Genomic DNA, 16730 nt, shown 5'->3' on the forward strand with positions numbered 1-16730 from the left:
GTCAAATCATTATTTTGTATAAAAACTACTGTGACATGTTTCGTAAAGCTGGCGCAAAATATAGGAATGAGCGCTAATAACTGGTTATTTTCATAAAGGGATTAAATACCGAATAGATGGGATTTGTCCTGGGAACAGGATTAGCGTTCCCCTGTTCGGTTTGGACAGGGGATGCTGCAATATTCTTTCGTTTTTTGTAACACCTGCGGTTTTATTTTAGGCGTAGGGTAAGCGTTGATTTATTGTTGCTGACTGTAATACTGTCTTTCGCCAATAATTTAACATTCTTAAGAGAAACATCACCAAGTACATAATACTTTCCTGGGATCATATTCGGGATAGAGACCTTGCTAGAAACATTGGTCAATACACTATAATTACTGTTTTCGCAGGTATCCCTGGCAAAAAGTACTTTACTGGTAAACAGACAGACTTTGCCATTTGGAACGGCACTTCCAAATTGGTCCACAAAAATAATTTCAAGCAGATTACTTGGAGAAGTATCAGGCAGTTTTAGTTTTAACGATTGTTTTTCAACTTTATTCGATACCTGAAAACTGCCTTTCTGGATGTATTCGGCCCCTTTTACTGTGATTTTGGAAAGAAAGTAATAAGCGCCGCTCTGTATCCCTAATTGGCTGGCATGTCCGTTAACATCAGATTTTAAAGAATAACTGCTTCCATCACATGTTGTATTGTTGTAAGGGATGGGACTTGAGAATATACAAACATCCGCACCCTTTAACCTATTTCCTAAAGAGTCTGAAACAGTAAAAATGATACCGTTCTGTCCGGTCATTGAGATACCGGCATTTAGAGCCAGCTTGTCATTGGGCAATTCGATAGCGGAAGAATCAGCTGTATATAGTGTCCCATCAATAGTTTCAGAATAGCTGATCCTATATTTTTTTCCTGGAGCAAGTGGACTGAACTTAAAATAGCCTTCCTTATCCGTTATAGTACTTAACAGGTAATTTAACCTATCCGCTGAGTCGTCGTACGATATTGTAACCGTTTTTCCGGCAAGCCCCTGCGATCTAACCGATTGTTTTACGGTGTCGGTGAGAAAAAGCCTCCCATATAAGTATGATGGATCTTTTGAGAGATCTTCGTCTTTAAGCTTGTTGTATTTTTTGCATGCTGAGAGGCAAAAAAGCAGCGCGATAAGAATAATCAGATTTTTCATTTTGGATTTATTTAAAGAGTCCTATAGCTTTGCCTATGGTAATTGGTTCAAGGTTTAATGAGGTGAAAAGTCCTGCATAAGAAATGCCCGATGCCTTTTCCGCTACTGCATTGTTGATGATCTTAAATCTGTTGTTTTTATAAAAATGTGCGCCAACGATCAGTTTAACGCCAGGCACTATATCATAAGAAATTCCGGTATAGTAATTTTCAAGTGCTTTTTTTAAACTGAGGCCAACATATAAGGAAAAGCGCTCATCTGTGTTTTTAAATATCCTGTCGTTAAGTTTATTTAGCCTGTTTACGAAGTACCAATGGAGTCCGGCCTGGAACTGAAACTTATCTCCAAGTTCAGTTGTCGGTAGATCACTACCAGTATTTGAGGTGATATTATAATCAGAAAAAGTATATCCGATGCCGACACTCAGATCAAATAGCTGGGTTTTTACACGTTTAAATTCGAGTTTGTCAACCTCCTTTAGTTTTGCGGTTCCTACCGTTCCCTCGTTTATTGTATAGGTTAGTGTTTTTGGTGTGCTTGGTATTTCCGGAACAAAAATCTTTGTATAATACATCGCTGCTGTGTCGGTTTTCTCTTTCAGGATTTCCGGAGGCAGTGATCTCTGGTTAATGCGCAGGTAGGCAACCAGGAGCTCGTTGTTACCTGAATTCAGCGTTTTTAGATTGCTGATTTCCTGTAGCCTGATCACGATCTTGTTTTTAAAGGCATTGAACCTGTTTATCATTTTGTTGATGTCCAGTTTAATGTTATTCATAGAACTATAGTCCAAAAAGAAATATCGGTCATCCTCAACGAATGCTTGAAGTAGTTTTTCGAACAGCGGCGAAATATCTTTTAAGCTGTCGATATTGTCTTTCCCAAACTGACTGGTCCACAAGATCCTTTTTTTATCTTCTTTCAGGTCCTTGTTTGTAAGCCGGACAAGGATAGATCCTATCTGCACAGCAGTAACGGGCTGTCCACCAACACCTGTCCAGATGGACGTGTTTAAACCTTTGTCAGTTTTTTTGAGAACGGTTTCGATATCGGCATTTAGGCTCATCTTATTATTATTCTCATCAAAATTAATTCTGCCAAGAGGTAAAGGTTGGATATTGAGTAGGTTTGAAATTTTGGTTATAGTAGCAGAATTGGAAAGTCCAAGCGACGTGACTAAGCCTAACTTTTCAGCCATTACGTTAATTTCCGTAATAGCCCTACTCTCATAAATGAGGTCTTTTTTGTCTGTGTCCATTAAAACCCTTTTATTCTCTGGGATATTATAAACCGGAATAACCAACTGTAACTTGTCCTTGATGTAACCGTCCTTAAATTTGTTTGTATCTGCTGTCACTCTTTTGAGGCTGTCTCCAACCATATTGTATTGGATCATCAGGGTATCGGGTCTATCCTCTGATTTGATTGGCAGGATAATTTTGTTGAAAGTCTTTGTGGTTACGGCAAAGTTTTCAAAAGCCTTAAGCTTTTCAAGTGAATCCTGCAGTTTTTTTTGAACTGGTCCAAAAAATAGGTTCGGCTCCTCATTTGGATATCTTTTGTCTTTAACTGTGGATGGTAACGGATTTATCCTGATATCGCCTTCATTGAACCAAAGCCAGTTCTGTACGATAGGAGATGTTTTGATCCATTTGGTAAGTGGTAGGCCATTAGGGTCTACTTTCTTGATCTGCTCTGAAATTGCGGAGATATCAGTTAAGTCAAAATCGAATATATTTTGCTCCATGGTTTCAAGCTTTTTATGGAGCTTTCCTGTCAAGGTAAACCAGCTTTCAAGCTTCCTCCAATTACTCAGGTACTCTGCATTGATTTCCTGTATTCTAACCCATTCATCGTCTTTATAATCTTTGGTGTACTCATCTAAAAGATATTTTGCCAACAGATCTTTTCTGAAAAGTAAAAATTCCTTTGTCCCATTTTGTTTCTTTCCCTCCTTCAGGGTAAAGTTGTGAGGTTTTATGATATCCTTGATTTCATCAATATGTGGAAGAAACAGTGACTCTTCTTGTTTGATATGGGTACCTAACTTTAAATATTCTCTTAGAAGCCTTAGGTTAAAGAGATAAGTCTCAAAAAAATCCTTCCCCCATATTTTAACGTAACTAAATTTCAGATAAGTTGAGTCGTCTTCAAGCCTTAATATGGTTTTTTCAACTTTTTCAAGCAATATTTTTTTTGTCTCTTTTTCTGCGACTGTATCACGCTTGGGCGTGGGTGGAGACAGCATGATTTTAGGATCGTATAGGTCGTTTGATTTTGAGGGAACAAATTTCCCTGTACTATCGATCCCCTGGCCTTTAGAAAGCTTGGGTAGAAAAAATGAAAGGGTAAAAAAAAGGAAAATGGGAGCTTTTAGGGACTTTGTCCCTAGTTTTTTTAGCGTTAGTCTGTTGTACATAGTTGAGCGTTTGGTTTGTACCTCCAAAAAAAACTGATTAAAATTCAGTTTGTATATGTCTTTGGATCTTTACCAAGTTATAAAGATTTATTCTATCCAGGAATACCTAGTAATGGGTATTTTCATGTGTGACGTGTTAGGGCGATATAGGAATTCTTTTCCAATCGAAAGGGATAAAAAAGCCATGAATTTCGGACGTTATGGGTTCCTCGCACTTCTGAGGGTGTAATCATGCACCTTTTTCAAAAAAAATAAAACGAATAAATAGAAGGGAAGATTTACTTGTTAAACTAAAAAACCTTTCATTTCTGAAAGGTTTTTGTTCGATTTTTTTTTGTGTACTCGGGGCGGGAATCGAACCCGCACGCCTTTGAAAGCACAGGATTTTAAGTCCTGCGTGTCTACCAGTTCCACCACCCGAGCATTAGCCGCTACCGATCTCCATCGGCTTGGTTAACTTTAAAATAAATGCCTTCTGGTAGGAAGGCATTTTGGAGCGAAAGACGAGATTCGAACTCGCGACCCCGACCTTGGCAAGGTCGTGCTCTACCAACTGAGCTACTTTCGCATGAACAAAACTGATATTGTTGTTTCGTTTTGGTGATGCAAATATAGGCAGATTTATATTTCTGTCAAGAGATTTCTTGTTAAAAATTTAATATTTAATTTAAATTGCTGGCTTTCAGTACAAGTAAAATTAAATCGGTTTCAAAACCTTTTGCCTGAAGGTAACTCATTAGCTTATTTTTTCTTTTAAACGGATCATTTTCGTTCAAACTCTCCACTTTTTTAATGACCAATTTTTCTATTGTTTGTAAATAATTATCATCATCGATGCTGTAAATTGCCTTTTGCAGAATTTTGTCGGGCACACCCTTTAATTTTAAACCCTGTTTAATTTTAACACGGCCCCAATGTTTAATGTTGAATTTGCCCGATGCATAACTTTTTGCAAACCTTTCTTCATTTAAAAAATTATTTAAAATCAACTCGCTTATAATTTCTTCCAGTTCATCGCCGCGCATACCCCATTCTACCAGTTTATACCGTACTTCCTTTTGCGAGCGCTCCTGGTAAGCACAAAAATGCTTGGCTTTTACCAGCGCTTGTTTTTTATCTAATAATACTGCTTCTTGTTTACCGCTTTTCATAATTATTTACTGAAATTCGTAAAAATAATAGCGATTACCGTATTTTTCTGAATATAATAGCATGCAAAATCCAATATACACCATTGCCAAAATAGCCGAAATTTTAAATGCCGATGCCAAATTAGTTGATGAACAGGTAATTATTCAATATCTGGTGATCGATAGCCGTTCGGTTTTGGTTCCGGAAAATTCTTTGTTTTTTGCCCTGTCTTCACACCGCGATGGGCATGAATTTATTAAAGATGCTTATGCAAAGGAAATCAGGAATTTTGTAATTACCGAAGCGAAATACATTAACGAGTACCCCGACTGCAATTTTTTACTGGTGGATGATGCTTTGGCGTCGCTACAAAAGCTTGCTATCGAACACCGGAATCAGTTTGATCTAAAAACCATCGGTATTACGGGGAGTAATGGAAAAACAATTGTTAAAGAATGGTTGTATCAGCTCCTGGCTGCCGATTTTAATATCGTTAAAAGCCCAAAAAGTTATAATTCGCAGATCGGGGTGCCGCTTTCAGTATGGCAGATTGAGGCCGATCATACACTGGGTATTTTTGAAGCTGGTATTTCTGCAGTTAACGAGATGCAATACTTGGCAGAAATTATCCGTCCCGAAATCGGAATTTTAACCAATATCGGCGAAGCACATGCCGAAGGATTCGGTTCTAAAAAGGAAAAACTAACAGAGAAACTGAAACTCTTTGCAGCATCAGAACTGTTTATTTATTCGCCCGAATATGTAAGTGAAATAACCGTAAAAGAGCTGCCTGGTAAAAAACAGTTTAGCTGGAGTAGCAAACAAGCGGCAGATCTTCAGGTTATTGCGGTTGAACCCATCGAAGGCAACTGCTACCTCAGGGCCATTTATCAAAATAGGGAAATTGAATGCATTTTGCCTTTTAAAGATAAAGCTTCGATAGAAAATGGAATGATCTGCTGGGCAACCTTACTGGCTTTAGGCTATACGCCAGAGCAGGCCGATTTACGTTTGGAAAAACTGAGTCATGTGAGCATGCGTTTAGAACTGAAAAATGGGATTAACCAATGCTCCATTATCGACGATTCTTACAGTGCCGATATTTCTTCGTTGGCCATTGCCCTGGATTTTTTAAATCAACAGAATCAGCACGCAAAGAAAACCGTTATTCTTTCCGAATTATTTGAAACGGGGAGAGCGGATTTGGATTTATATACGGAGATTTCCGAATTGCTTTTACAGAAGAAGGTAAACCGCCTGATTGGAATTGGGATTCATATTTCTAAATATGCTGATCTTTTTAAGTTTGAGACGCAGTTTTTCGACGATACCAATGCCTTTATCGATGCTTTTCCTGGTTTACAGTTTAACCACGAAACGATATTGGTAAAAGGGGCCAGACGGTTCGAATTTGGTCGGATCAGTAAACTCCTTACCCAGAAAATACACGATACAGTTTTAGAAATCGACTTGAATGCCATGGTTGGTAACCTGCAATTTTATCGATCTAAAATCAAACCAGGTGTTAAAATTATGGCTATGGTTAAGGCCTTTTCGTACGGAAGCGGAAGTTTTGAAATTGCCAATTTATTGCAGTTCCATAAGGTAGATTATCTGGCGGTAGCTTATACCGATGAAGGTATCGCTTTGCGGAAAGCGGGAATCACTCTGCCGATTATGGTGATGAGTCCTGAAGAATCGGCTTTCGAAGCCATCATTAAACACAAACTCGAGCCCGAAATTTATAGTGTAGAAATCCTGAATAGTTTTTTAAATGTATTGTCTGATTATGATTTTGATTATCCGATCCATATTAAAATAGATAGTGGCATGCATCGTTTGGGCTTTGATCAGTCAGAAATCGATCCATTGTCCAATCTGCTTAAAGACTCGGCGAGGGTAAAGGTTCAAAGTATTTTTTCTCACCTGGTGGCAAGCGATGCTGCAGAGCATGATGGATTTACGCAACAACAGATCGCACGGTTTAAAATTATCGCCAACCAGTTGGTCGAAATTTTAGGTTACAAGCCATTGCTTCATATATCCAATACTTCGGGCATTTCGCGTTGGCCAGAAGGGCAAATGGACATGGTCCGTTTAGGCATAGGCCTGTATGGTTTCGACGCTGCATTGCCGAATAACCGGGGTTTGCAAACCGTAATGGTGCTTAAAACTACGGTTACCCAAGTGAAGACATTAGCTCCGGGTGAAACTGTAGGCTATAGCAGGAGGGGAGTAATGCCAAATGGTGGAAAAATAGCGACAGTAAAAATAGGCTATGCTGACGGCTATACCAGGTATTTTGGCAATGGAGTGGGTAAAATGCTTATAAATGGCCACTTGGTACCAACAATTGGTTCAATTTGTATGGACATGACCATGTTGGATATTACAGGCATTGATGTGAAGCCTGGTGATGAAGCTATTGTTTTTAATAAGGAGCACACCATTATGCAGCTGGCCAAAGATATCGGCACCATTCCTTATGAAATTCTGACCAATATCTCGCAAAGGGTTAAACGTGTTTATTTTTATGAATAGTTTTTAGTTCATTGGTTCAGTTGTTCATTAGTCATTAGTGTAGCATATTGCCTTATAAGTTCATTGGTTCAGCTGTTCATTGGTTATTAGTATAGCATATTGCCTATAAGTTCATTCGTTCAGTGGTTCATTTGTCATTAGTGTAGCAAACTGCCTAGAAGTTCATTTATTCGGTTGTTCATTGGTCATTAGTGTGGCAACTGTGTTAGTTTAGTAGCTCATTCATCATTATATAACGGATTGTCTATTATAGACAGCCTGAACAAGTGAACCAATGATAGATAAACTATTTAACCAATCTAATATAACCGATTGCTAGAATATGCGCCCTGCACAAATGAACCAATGGCTAATGAACCATTGAACGTGCCGCACAAATGAACTATTGAACGTGCCACACGAATGACCTAAAAAAATGTTATTTTTGCACCATGAATAAAGTCGGGAAAGCTATTTTAAACTATTTGATTAAAGGTTTATTAATTGTTGTGCCCATTGCCGTAAGTATTTTTATTGTGGTTTGGGCAGTTACAACTGTAGATAGTTGGTTAAATGTAAACAATATTTTAGGCGTAAATCCAAGTACAGGCGAAAGCCGGAATATCCCTGGTTTAGGTTTGCTGACGGTTTTAGCCCTCATTTTACTAGCCGGTATCTTTGTAACCAATTTGGTAACCGAGCCCATGTACAATTGGTTTCAGCGGATTATGCAGCGGTTACCCCTACTTAATTTTATCTATTCTTCTATAAAAGATTTAACAGAAGCTTTTGTAGGTGATGAGAAGAAATTTAACCACCCGGTGCTGGTAGAAGTGGAGGGAGGCCTAAAAAAGATCGGATTTTTAACGCAGAACGATCTGCATAAACTCAATCTGCCCGAAGAAGTAGCCGTATATTTTCCACTTTCTTATTCTTTTGCAGGTCAGCTTTGCATTGTAAGAAGAGATAAGGTGACTGATTTGCATATGACAGCAGCTGATGCCATGAAACTGGTGGTTAGCGGTGGTGTAAGCGGACTTTAAACATTTCTAAATGATTACGATTTATCACAATAACAGATGTACTAAAAGCCGTTGTGCTTTAGATGAACTCGAAAAAAGCGGAAAAGATTTCGAGGTGGTTTATTATCTGGAAACTCCACCAAACAAATCCGAACTACAATCTATTATTCAAAAACTGGGTATTAAACCATTGGGATTGATCCGTAAAGGTGAAAAGGTTTTTACTGAAAATTATAAAGGAAAAATCTTGACTGATGAAGAATGGATTGATGCCATGGTTGCACATCCAATTTTAATTGAAAGACCGATTATCATCTCAGGAGATAAAGCTGTAATTGCCAGGCCAACCGAAAAAATAAAAGAGATTTTGGGATAATCCAATCGTCATTTCGAGCGGAGTGTAACGCAGTCGAGAACCCGAAGGCTCAGCGAAGCTAAATCTATCTCGAGAGTACCTGGGATGTAGATCTCTCTCCCGAAAGTTCGGGACTGCGCTTCAGTCGAGATGACGGATCTTTTATATAATTAAAAAATGCTAAATCTAGGCGTAGTGTCCCGCTACGGCATAAAATACTTCTTTCTTATTTGGTACGTCACCCTGAATTTATTTCAGGGTCTTATTTGAAGAATAGATGCTAACTCTAGTCGTAGCGTCTCGCTACGACATAAAATAGTTCTGTAATGCTAAGTTAATTTTCTATGTCTTAGCGAGACGCTAAGACCAGATTGTTCGTTTTGTGGTTATATCTGATGACTGCCTGCACACAATAGCCCTGATGGAAATGGAAATCCCTTTTGGGTGTTGGCAGTTGTTTATATGGAATAATTCCCAAAAGGATTGGAATGTACAGCAGGACCGGAACCTTCCCATTGATTACGGGTGTTAGCGCTTCAAAAGAATGCTTTGCTATGAAAAGTTTGAAAATGGCGGAATTAGCCTAAAAAATATTCTTGAAACTAAACAGAAAGAATACTACAATGATAAAGCCAACAAGAAGCCTCGAATAGTATTCCCTGATAAAAAGCCCGCATAAAATCAGTTTATCGTCGTTTACATTGCTATGTAACATGCCATTTCCGCTTGAAGCATTGAATAAAATCTGTTTATCCTGATGGTCGTTTAACGACCACCGGCTTAACCAGCTGTTTTGAAAGCTCCAGTCAAAAGTATCGCCAGAGGCAAATAAAATTTTTGCTTTAAAACGAAGCCAGTCATAAGTAATTATGGCTAAAACCTCATTCTGATTGTTCAGTAATTTAGTTTCAGGTTTAGAAAATCCTTCACTTTTTAACAGGTAAATACCTGCCTGGGTAGTGGCTATTGCCGAATTTTTCCACGAACTAAAATTCAGCGAAAATTTTAATAGTCCGTTGTTAAATACCTGATAATTGCTATCAAATAAACCTTTTCTCCAATTTAATACCTGTTCCATCTCACAAAAGGATTTAATTTCACTACTAATGGCGCATTGTTGATATCACTATGATTGGCATGAAGCAGGCAATAAGTGTAACTACCCGTTTGTTGTAAATATGCTTAATAAACAAACCTGCTACAATCAATAATTCATTGTCTGTATCCGACGATATTGCACCGCTATAGCTGCTTGCGTTATACGTGATGTGCTCGTTGTTATAATTGCTTACTGTGAACTGCGATTTCCATATTCCGGTTGATGTCCATTCGTACCGTTCGCCGGATTTTAAGCTGATTACGGCTTTTGATTTCCAGCTGTCGTAAGTAATCACCGCAACCAGGTCATTTGTTTTTCGGTCGATTACATTAGTTCTCGATTGCCAAAACCCCACATTGGAGAAGAAATAATTTTTGTCATCAAATACGCCCTCTGCATCACTTCTCCAGCTTCCAAAAGAGATCATTCCCTTCTGAATACCATCTACAAAGAGTTGAAAGTCCCCGCTCAACCAATTACTTCTCCAATTGATAAATTTCGCCATTTCAATTACGTTTTATTTTAGATAGCAGTTTTCTCCAGTTGTTACAATAAATGAAGACATAAAAAAAGTGCTTATTGTTTGTAAGCACTTTTTCAGTTTCCAGTTTGCAATTTTCAGTTAACCGATTAGCTAGTTTACAATTTTCAGTTTTCAATTAACCGATTTAAACAATTAACCAGTTAACCATCTTGAACTGACTAATGGACCAATGGCAAATGAACCATTGAACCAGCCTAAAAATTCGGTTTGAGTACATATTTATCGTAGAAACGGAAAATATGCTCTGCAGCTTCTTCTGCGGTATCTACCAACCTGAAAAGGTTTAAATCTTCCTCGTGGATATTGTGTTCCTTCTGCAACATCGTTCCTTTAATCCAATCAATTAATCCACCCCAATAATCAACACCCACCAATACGATTGGGAAACGTGCAATTTTTCCGGTCTGGATTAAGGTTAAAGCTTCAAAAAGTTCATCCATGGTACCAAAACCACCTGGTAAAACCACAAAACCCTGACTATATTTCATGAACATTACTTTGCGCACAAAGAAATAATCAAACTCCAGCAATTTATTATGATCGATATATTTATTGTGGAACTGCTCAAAAGGCAACTCGATGTTTAAACCTACCGATTTACCCCCATTGGTGTGGGCGCCTTTATTACCGGCCTCCATAATACCAGGACCACCGCCAGTGATTACACCATAACCACGATCGGTTAATAATTTACCGCACTGCTCTGCCAATTGATAATATCTATGTGTTTGAGCTGTACGGGCCGAACCATAAATGGTAACACATGGGCCAATTTTAGCCAGTTTTTCAAAACCGTCTACAAATTCGGCCATGATTTTAAAAATTTGCCAAGAGTCTGTTACTTTAATTTCTTGCCAGTCTTTGTTTTCAAAAGCGCTTCTAATTTTTTCTTCACTCGTCATATACTGTTATTCTAATATTAAAATCTAGTTTGCGCATCAGTCTTTTTACTGATGAACAACAAGCCTATAAATGTGATTAAACCGTTAATTAAAATCAGTTCAACACTAAAAACGTAACCGCCCAATAAAGTGGTAGAATACGTGGAAAGCAAGTAACATAAAAAAGGTGATAATAAGCAAACTATTGGCACTAATTTATCGTGAAGACCACGTTTTTTTACAAATAATCCAAAACTATATAATCCTAAAAGCGGCCCGTAGGTATAAGAGGCAATGGTAAAAATTAAGCTTACTACTGATGAGCTGTTCAATGCATTGATAACGATGATCACCAAAAACATCAGAATAGAAAATGCTACGTGTACAGTATGGCGCTTTTTTACGGCGTCTTTGGCATTTACATTTTCGGCCTTGGCCATGCCTAAAAAGTCGACACAAAAGGATGTGGTTAAAGCTGTAAGTGCCGAGTCGGTAGTGGCAAAAGTTGCTGCGGTTAGGCCCAGCATGAATATAATTGCGGGTACAGCGCCAAGGTTGTTTAAAGCAATTTCAGGGAACAATAAATCTGTTCTTGGTTTCCCGGTAATATGATCCAGTGGAATATCGATGCCGTTTTTCGCTGCAAAAATGTATAACAAGGCGCCTACACTCAAAAAGAAAACATTCAGGATTACGAATACTCCTGTAAAAGTAAACATGTTTTTTTGTGCCTCTTTGATGGTGCCCATGCTCAGGTTTTTCTGCATCAGATCCTGATCTAAGCCCGTCATGGCGATGGTAACGAAAATACCGCCGATAAACTGTTTGCTGAAGTAGAATTTGTTGGTCAGGAAATCATCCAAGAAGAATATTTTCGAGTAACTGCTGGTTTTTATGGTCTCGAATGCCTGTGGAATATTGAAATCAAGACTGTTGCAAATAAAATAAATAGTCAGAAAAACCGAAAGCACCAGGAAAAAAGTTTGCAGTGTATCGGTAATGATAATGGTTTTTAAGCCACCTTTAAAGGTGTACGACCAGATCAGTGCCAACGAAATTAAAACCGTTAACCAGAACGGAACGCCATAATTGTCGAATATAAAACGCTGTAAAACAATCACTACGAGGTATAGTCTTGTTGCTGACCCCAAAGTGCGGCTCAATAAAAATATCGATGCTGCCGTTTTGTAACTGTAATGACCTAACCTCTTTTCGATGTAGCTATAAATGGATGTTAAATTCATCCGGTAATAAAGTGGAAGCAGAACTGTGGCGATAATGATAAAACCAACCGCATTGCCCAGAACGAACTGGAAATATTGAAACTGGTTTCCGCTTGGTGCGCCAACCTCTCCTGGCACGGATATAAAAGTAACGCCCGAAAGTGCGGTGCCTATCATCCCAAAGGCAACCAGGTACCATTTAGAATTCCGGTTGGCGATAAAGAAAGTAGAATTATCAGATGATTTTTTTGAGGTTACGAATGAAATAATAATCAGCAGTAAAAAATAACCGATCAGAAAACATAAGAGAATGGTTGGAGACATAGTTTTGTGTTAAGCTGATAAATGTAAAGAAAAGTATCAAATCAAGCAATATTGTTGAGTCTGAAGTCGGGTAGAGAGTCCGAAGTCCGGGGTCCGAAGTCCAGAGAGAAATCAAGTCCCCCTTCTAAAGGGGGTAGGGGGATGAAAATTCGACCTGTCAATATCCAATTTACTTTACCAATGAACCAATGACTATTGAACTAACAAACCATTTTACCTATTTTTGTAATATGAATTTTTCATCCAAGCTGCTCGAAGATGCGGTAAACGAATTCTCGAAACTTCCTGGTGTAGGGCAAAAAACAGCTTTACGTTTGGTATTACATCTTTTAAACAAAGAGCAGGAGGAGGTAAACCAGTTTGGCAATACTTTTATAAAACTTAAGCAGCATATTAAACATTGCAGCACTTGCCATAACATTTCCGATTATGTGGTATGTGAGATCTGTACTTCGCCAAAACGCGATAAAGAAACCATTTGTGTGGTTGAAGATACCCGCGATGTAATGGCAATTGAAAATACCGGTCAATATTTTGGGGTTTACCATGTTTTGGGAGGCTTAATTTCTCCGATGGACGGCGTTGGTCCTTCCGACCTGTTTATTGATGGACTAGTAGCCAGAATGGCAGCAGGAGGGATTAAAGAGGTAATTTTAGCATTGAGTCCGAATATGGAGGGCGATACCACATTGTTTTACCTGTACAAAAGATTAAAGGAGTTTAATGTTCCGGTAACGACCATTGCACGAGGGATTGCTTTTGGTGGTGAGCTGGAATATACTGATGAAATTACATTGGGTAGATCGATTGTAACCCGCGTGCCTTACGAAACTGCAATGATGAAATAATGGTAAAGCATCTTTTCGTTTTCTTAGCCCTGGTTTTATCAGGATTATTCGCCAAAGCGCAGGTTAAGATCCACTCCCATAATGATTATACCCACGAAAAACCTTTTATTGATGCGGTTAATAATCGCGTTTTCTCTATTGAAGCCGATGTTTTTGTAGTTGGCAATTCGTTAATGGTGGCGCATAGTAAAAAAGAAATCAAAGCGGGTAATACATTAGCGCAATTGTATTTAAAACAGATTAAAGCCTTGTCGGCTGAAAAGGAATATTATACTTTCCAATTGATGATCGATGTTAAAGGTGACTGGGATTCGACATATCACTTGTTGCGGAAAAATCTGAAAAAATACCAGAAATACTTTGGCAGGCAGGGAAGTAATACCGTTGTTGTGATTAGCGGCAACCGACCTGCTGCAAATACATTTCATAAATATACTCACCTGTTTTTTGATGGCTTACCAAATGTAAACTATAGCCCGGAAGACCTGAAGAAAATAACCATGATCAGCGATAATTTTGCCACTTATTCTAAATGGAAAGGTATTGGTGAAATTTCAGAAGCTGATAAAGCTAAATTGACAGAACTGATTAACAACGCACACAAATTAGGCAAATCCTTTCGTTTTTGGGGCGCACCTGATAATCAGGCTTGCTGGAAGTTACTATATGACTTAGGTGCAGATATTATTAACACAGACAAAGTTACGGAAGCAACAAACTACTTTAAAATAAACTAAAAGCAGTATCCAGTCTTGATACTTGATACTCAAATCTTGATACTACACATGAACCTAAAAAATAAAGTAATCATCATCACTGGTGCATCGAGCGGAATCGGAAAAGCTTGTGCGGAAGAATTTGCTAAACGTGGTGCCAATTTGGTTTTAGCCGCACGCCAATACGTAACCCTATGCGAAATTACCGCCGATCTGGAGAAAAGATATGACATTAGAGCTGTAGCTGTTCAGGCCGATGTAAGTAAAGAAGCAGATTGCGAACTGATTATCAAGCAAGCTTTGGTATCTTTTCAAAAGATTGATATTCTGGTAAATAATGCCGGATTATCCATGCGTGCCCTGTTTAACGATCTGGATTTATCGGTGCTTAAAAACCTGATGGATGTGAACTTTTGGGGGACGGTTTATTGCACCAAATATGCTTTGCCAGAGATTTTAAAAACCAAAGGAACCGTAGTGGGTATATCATCAATTGCAGGTTACCGTGGTTTGCCGGGCAGAACAGGTTATTCGGCCTCTAAATTTGCAATGAATGGTTTTATGGAATCTTTACGCACCGAACTTTTAAAAACAGGTGTAAATGTGCTTTTGGCTTGCCCAGGTTTTACAGCTTCCAACATCCGCGTAACGGCCTTGTCGAAAGATGGTGCTGCACATGGCGAAACCAGCATGGATGAAGGGAAAATGATGACATCGGAGGAAGTAGCGCGCATTATTGCCGACGGTATCGAAAAACGTAAACGTACCTTAATCATGACCGGGCAAGGGAAATTAGCCGTTTGGATGAATAAACTCTTCCCAGCTTTTGTAGACAAAAAGGTTTTTGATCTGTTTGCTAAAGAAAAGAATCCGTTGATAAAAGGGTAGAAGGTGTAAGGCTTAGGGTTTAAGGTAAATGGGGATAGCGGATAGGGTTTAGCGTTTAGGTTGCGGGGTTAAGTTAGCTGTTTAAGCTAATTAATTGTCAGGCTGAGGGTAATTTATTTTATAAAATCAATATGAGTGACAGATGGATAAAGCAGGTGAAGGGGCTTGAAATATCGTCATTTCGACCGCAGTGGAGAAATCTTTTAAATTTGATTTCAATAACTTAGTACAAAGATCTCTCCATTTCGCTACGCTACAGTCGAGATGACGACCATTCTATTGGAGCTTATCAATGGTAGCGGAGTCGAAGACCCTTAACTCTGAGTTTACTTAGATTTATACAAGGAGCTCGTGGATTTTACAGGTCGCTGAAACACCCCGTCCTGCGGACACCCCCGCTGAAAGAGGGGAATGCAAATCGCATAGAGACGATGAGGGGTAATTCCCCTCCTCTGGAGGGGTGCCTGAAAGGCGGGGTGGTCATATTTAGCACAGACCAGACTGCCCTAAACCCGGTAGTAGCGAACATCCCGATCCTTCAATCGGGATGTTCGCGCAACCGATTATCACTATCATTGCTTTTCAAAAAATCGAAAATGAAAATTAGGCCTTATGCCGTCGGTGTAACCTTATCCAATTTACTATAATCCATCACCATTTTACCTTCTTCGTTATGGTAATACATTTTATCAAACTTAGCATCCATTTCGATTTCCTCATCCTGATAACTGGTTCTGGTGTGGATCGTCTGTGAAAAGGTATCATCAAAAGCTTTAAGGATCACAAAAACCTCAACTTCTGCCTGTTGCAACTCTGTTAACGATTTTTCAAAAAACGGACTTTCCTCTGTAATAGGGTGTACCAAAGTCCAGTTTAAAGATAGGATACCAATTTTACTACGTTCTAATGCCAAAGGATAAAACCTGCGTACATGTTTACCATCAACGGTTTCATTGTACGACATTACCATCTGTACTTCAACTTCGATGAGCTGGTTACGGCGGAGGTTAACTAAACGGCACATTAAACCATGGCCTTTTTCGTAAGGTGCAATGACCATTTTTTTACTAAAACTTACCTTAGAAGTAGGTCGGCTAAAACGGCCATACAATAAACCTGTAGCCAATGCAAAAGCCAACAAACCCAGCATACTTTCGAAAGCGGCCAAAATGCTGGTAATGAAACCCTGTGGTGAAATATGACCATAACCCACGGTAGAAATGGTTTGAGCGGAAAAGAAAAATGCATCAAAAAACTGATCGCGAAGGGTTACGCCTTTGGCACCATTTAAATTTTCGATACCCACTACATTATATAAAACTGCGAATATGGTATTTACAACAAGGTAGGCTACAAGAATGACAAAGAAAAAACGTGGCCAGCTCATGGTAACCAAGCGGGTGTAAGTATCGTCGAATTTAAACCATGGTAAGCCAGTACGCTCGATATTTGCCGAACCATCGGGGTTGAGCATGCGCTGGTTTTTGGTTACAGGATTGGATCCGAAACCGAAATCATCATTAAACTGTACTTTTCTTTTAAAAAAGGCCATATATTTTTAGAAAGATTTTGGAATA

Annotated in this window: 14 protein-coding genes and 2 tRNA genes; 6 read left to right on the plus strand and 10 right to left on the minus strand. The window is 38.8% G+C overall.

Annotated elements, in window-relative coordinates; all coding sequences use genetic code 11:
* Positions 1-211 precede the first annotated feature (211 nt).
* From J7E57_RS05080 to J7E57_RS05100, 5 genes are all read right to left on the minus strand, one after another.
* Positions 212-1186, minus strand: coding sequence for a hypothetical protein (locus J7E57_RS05080; protein WP_215125873.1), 975 nt, complete (start codon positions 1184-1186; stop codon positions 212-214).
* A 7-nt stretch (positions 1187-1193) separates the two neighbouring features.
* Positions 1194-3602 (minus strand): hypothetical protein, encoded by a 2409-nt coding sequence (locus tag J7E57_RS05085; RefSeq protein WP_215125874.1) that lies wholly within the window; start codon positions 3600-3602, stop codon positions 1194-1196.
* A 339-nt stretch (positions 3603-3941) separates the two neighbouring features.
* Positions 3942-4025, minus strand: a tRNA-Leu gene (locus tag J7E57_RS05090).
* Positions 4026-4094: 69 nt separating this feature from the next.
* Positions 4095-4170, minus strand: a tRNA-Gly gene (locus J7E57_RS05095).
* Positions 4171-4264: 94 nt separating this feature from the next.
* Positions 4265-4753, minus strand: a complete 489-nt coding sequence (locus J7E57_RS05100) for a regulatory protein RecX (protein WP_215125875.1) — start codon at positions 4751-4753, stop codon at positions 4265-4267.
* 61 nt (positions 4754-4814) lie between these two features.
* On the opposite strand from J7E57_RS05100, the gene J7E57_RS05105 reads away from it, so the two are divergent.
* The 3 genes from J7E57_RS05105 to arsC all read left to right on the plus strand — a co-directional run bounded on the left by J7E57_RS05105 (position 4815) and on the right by arsC (position 8651).
* Complete coding sequence (locus tag J7E57_RS05105; protein ID WP_215125876.1) at positions 4815-7274, plus strand: bifunctional UDP-N-acetylmuramoyl-tripeptide:D-alanyl-D-alanine ligase/alanine racemase; 2460 nt, start codon at positions 4815-4817, stop codon at positions 7272-7274.
* Positions 7275-7705: 431 nt separating this feature from the next.
* A complete protein-coding gene (locus tag J7E57_RS05110) occupies positions 7706-8296 on the plus strand; it encodes a DUF502 domain-containing protein (RefSeq protein ID WP_057935154.1) in 591 nt (196 codons plus the stop codon).
* Positions 8297-8306: 10 nt separating this feature from the next.
* Entirely contained in the window at positions 8307-8651 is a 345-nt protein-coding gene (arsC, locus tag J7E57_RS05115; RefSeq protein ID WP_215125877.1) for an arsenate reductase (glutaredoxin), read from the plus strand.
* A gap of 562 nt (positions 8652-9213) precedes the next feature.
* Here the strand turns inward: arsC and J7E57_RS05120 are convergent.
* The 4 genes from J7E57_RS05120 to J7E57_RS05135 all read right to left on the minus strand — a co-directional run bounded on the left by J7E57_RS05120 (position 9214) and on the right by J7E57_RS05135 (position 12701).
* The gene (locus tag J7E57_RS05120) at positions 9214-9708 is read right to left on the minus strand and encodes a hypothetical protein (protein WP_215125878.1); all 495 of its coding nucleotides are present in this window, start codon (positions 9706-9708) and stop codon (positions 9214-9216) included.
* A 25-nt stretch (positions 9709-9733) separates the two neighbouring features.
* The gene (locus J7E57_RS05125) at positions 9734-10234 is read right to left on the minus strand and encodes a hypothetical protein (protein WP_215125879.1); all 501 of its coding nucleotides are present in this window, start codon (positions 10232-10234) and stop codon (positions 9734-9736) included.
* Between the two features lie 233 nt (positions 10235-10467).
* Positions 10468-11175, minus strand: coding sequence for a TIGR00730 family Rossman fold protein (locus tag J7E57_RS05130; RefSeq protein WP_029278019.1), 708 nt, complete (start codon positions 11173-11175; stop codon positions 10468-10470).
* Positions 11176-11192: 17 nt separating this feature from the next.
* Positions 11193-12701 carry a sodium:solute symporter gene (locus J7E57_RS05135; RefSeq protein WP_215125880.1) on the minus strand — a complete coding sequence of 503 codons (1509 nt, stop codon included), beginning with the start codon at positions 12699-12701 and terminating at the stop codon, positions 11193-11195.
* A gap of 230 nt (positions 12702-12931) precedes the next feature.
* On the opposite strand from J7E57_RS05135, the gene recR reads away from it, so the two are divergent.
* From recR to J7E57_RS05150, 3 genes are read left to right on the plus strand one after another with little or no spacing between them, the layout of a single operon-like run.
* On the plus strand, positions 12932-13549 hold the full coding sequence (gene recR / locus J7E57_RS05140) for a recombination mediator RecR (RefSeq protein WP_029278016.1): 618 nt from the start codon (positions 12932-12934) through the stop codon (positions 13547-13549).
* Positions 13549-14286, plus strand: coding sequence for a hypothetical protein (locus J7E57_RS05145; protein ID WP_215125881.1), 738 nt, complete (start codon positions 13549-13551; stop codon positions 14284-14286). The genes recR and J7E57_RS05145 overlap by 1 nt, the downstream gene beginning before the upstream one ends.
* A 48-nt stretch (positions 14287-14334) precedes the next feature.
* The gene (locus J7E57_RS05150; protein ID WP_215125882.1) at positions 14335-15153 is read left to right on the plus strand and encodes an SDR family oxidoreductase; all 819 of its coding nucleotides are present in this window, start codon (positions 14335-14337) and stop codon (positions 15151-15153) included.
* A 610-nt stretch (positions 15154-15763) separates the two neighbouring features.
* Here the strand turns inward: J7E57_RS05150 and J7E57_RS05155 are convergent.
* Entirely contained in the window at positions 15764-16705 is a 942-nt protein-coding gene (locus J7E57_RS05155; RefSeq protein WP_215125883.1) for an ion channel, read from the minus strand.
* Positions 16706-16730: the final 25 nt, after the last annotated feature.

The organism is Pedobacter sp. ISL-64 (assembly GCF_018613605.1).
GTDB lineage: Bacteria > Bacteroidota > Bacteroidia > Sphingobacteriales > Sphingobacteriaceae > Pedobacter.

Bases quoted from the DNA above. Each gene is read 5' to 3' on its own strand.
- J7E57_RS05080 (WP_215125873.1), bottom strand. From the start codon at position 1,186: ATGAAAAATCTGATTATTCTTATCGCGCTGCTTTTTTGCCTCTCAGCA.
- J7E57_RS05085 (WP_215125874.1), bottom strand. From the start codon at position 3,602: ATGTACAACAGACTAACGCTAAAAAAACTAGGGACAAAGTCCCTAAAA.
- J7E57_RS05100 (WP_215125875.1), bottom strand. From the start codon at position 4,753: ATGAAAAGCGGTAAACAAGAAGCAGTATTATTAGATAAAAAACAAGCG.
- J7E57_RS05105 (WP_215125876.1), top strand. From the start codon at position 4,815: ATGCAAAATCCAATATACACCATTGCCAAAATAGCCGAAATTTTAAAT.
- J7E57_RS05110 (WP_057935154.1), top strand. From the start codon at position 7,706: ATGAATAAAGTCGGGAAAGCTATTTTAAACTATTTGATTAAAGGTTTA.
- arsC (WP_215125877.1), top strand. From the start codon at position 8,307: ATGATTACGATTTATCACAATAACAGATGTACTAAAAGCCGTTGTGCT.
- J7E57_RS05120 (WP_215125878.1), bottom strand. From the start codon at position 9,708: ATGGAACAGGTATTAAATTGGAGAAAAGGTTTATTTGATAGCAATTAT.
- J7E57_RS05125 (WP_215125879.1), bottom strand. From the start codon at position 10,234: ATGGCGAAATTTATCAATTGGAGAAGTAATTGGTTGAGCGGGGACTTT.
- J7E57_RS05130 (WP_029278019.1), bottom strand. From the start codon at position 11,175: ATGACGAGTGAAGAAAAAATTAGAAGCGCTTTTGAAAACAAAGACTGG.
- J7E57_RS05135 (WP_215125880.1), bottom strand. From the start codon at position 12,701: ATGTCTCCAACCATTCTCTTATGTTTTCTGATCGGTTATTTTTTACTG.
- recR (WP_029278016.1), top strand. From the start codon at position 12,932: ATGAATTTTTCATCCAAGCTGCTCGAAGATGCGGTAAACGAATTCTCG.
- J7E57_RS05145 (WP_215125881.1), top strand. From the start codon at position 13,549: ATGGTAAAGCATCTTTTCGTTTTCTTAGCCCTGGTTTTATCAGGATTA.
- J7E57_RS05150 (WP_215125882.1), top strand. From the start codon at position 14,335: ATGAACCTAAAAAATAAAGTAATCATCATCACTGGTGCATCGAGCGGA.
- J7E57_RS05155 (WP_215125883.1), bottom strand. From the start codon at position 16,705: ATGGCCTTTTTTAAAAGAAAAGTACAGTTTAATGATGATTTCGGTTTC.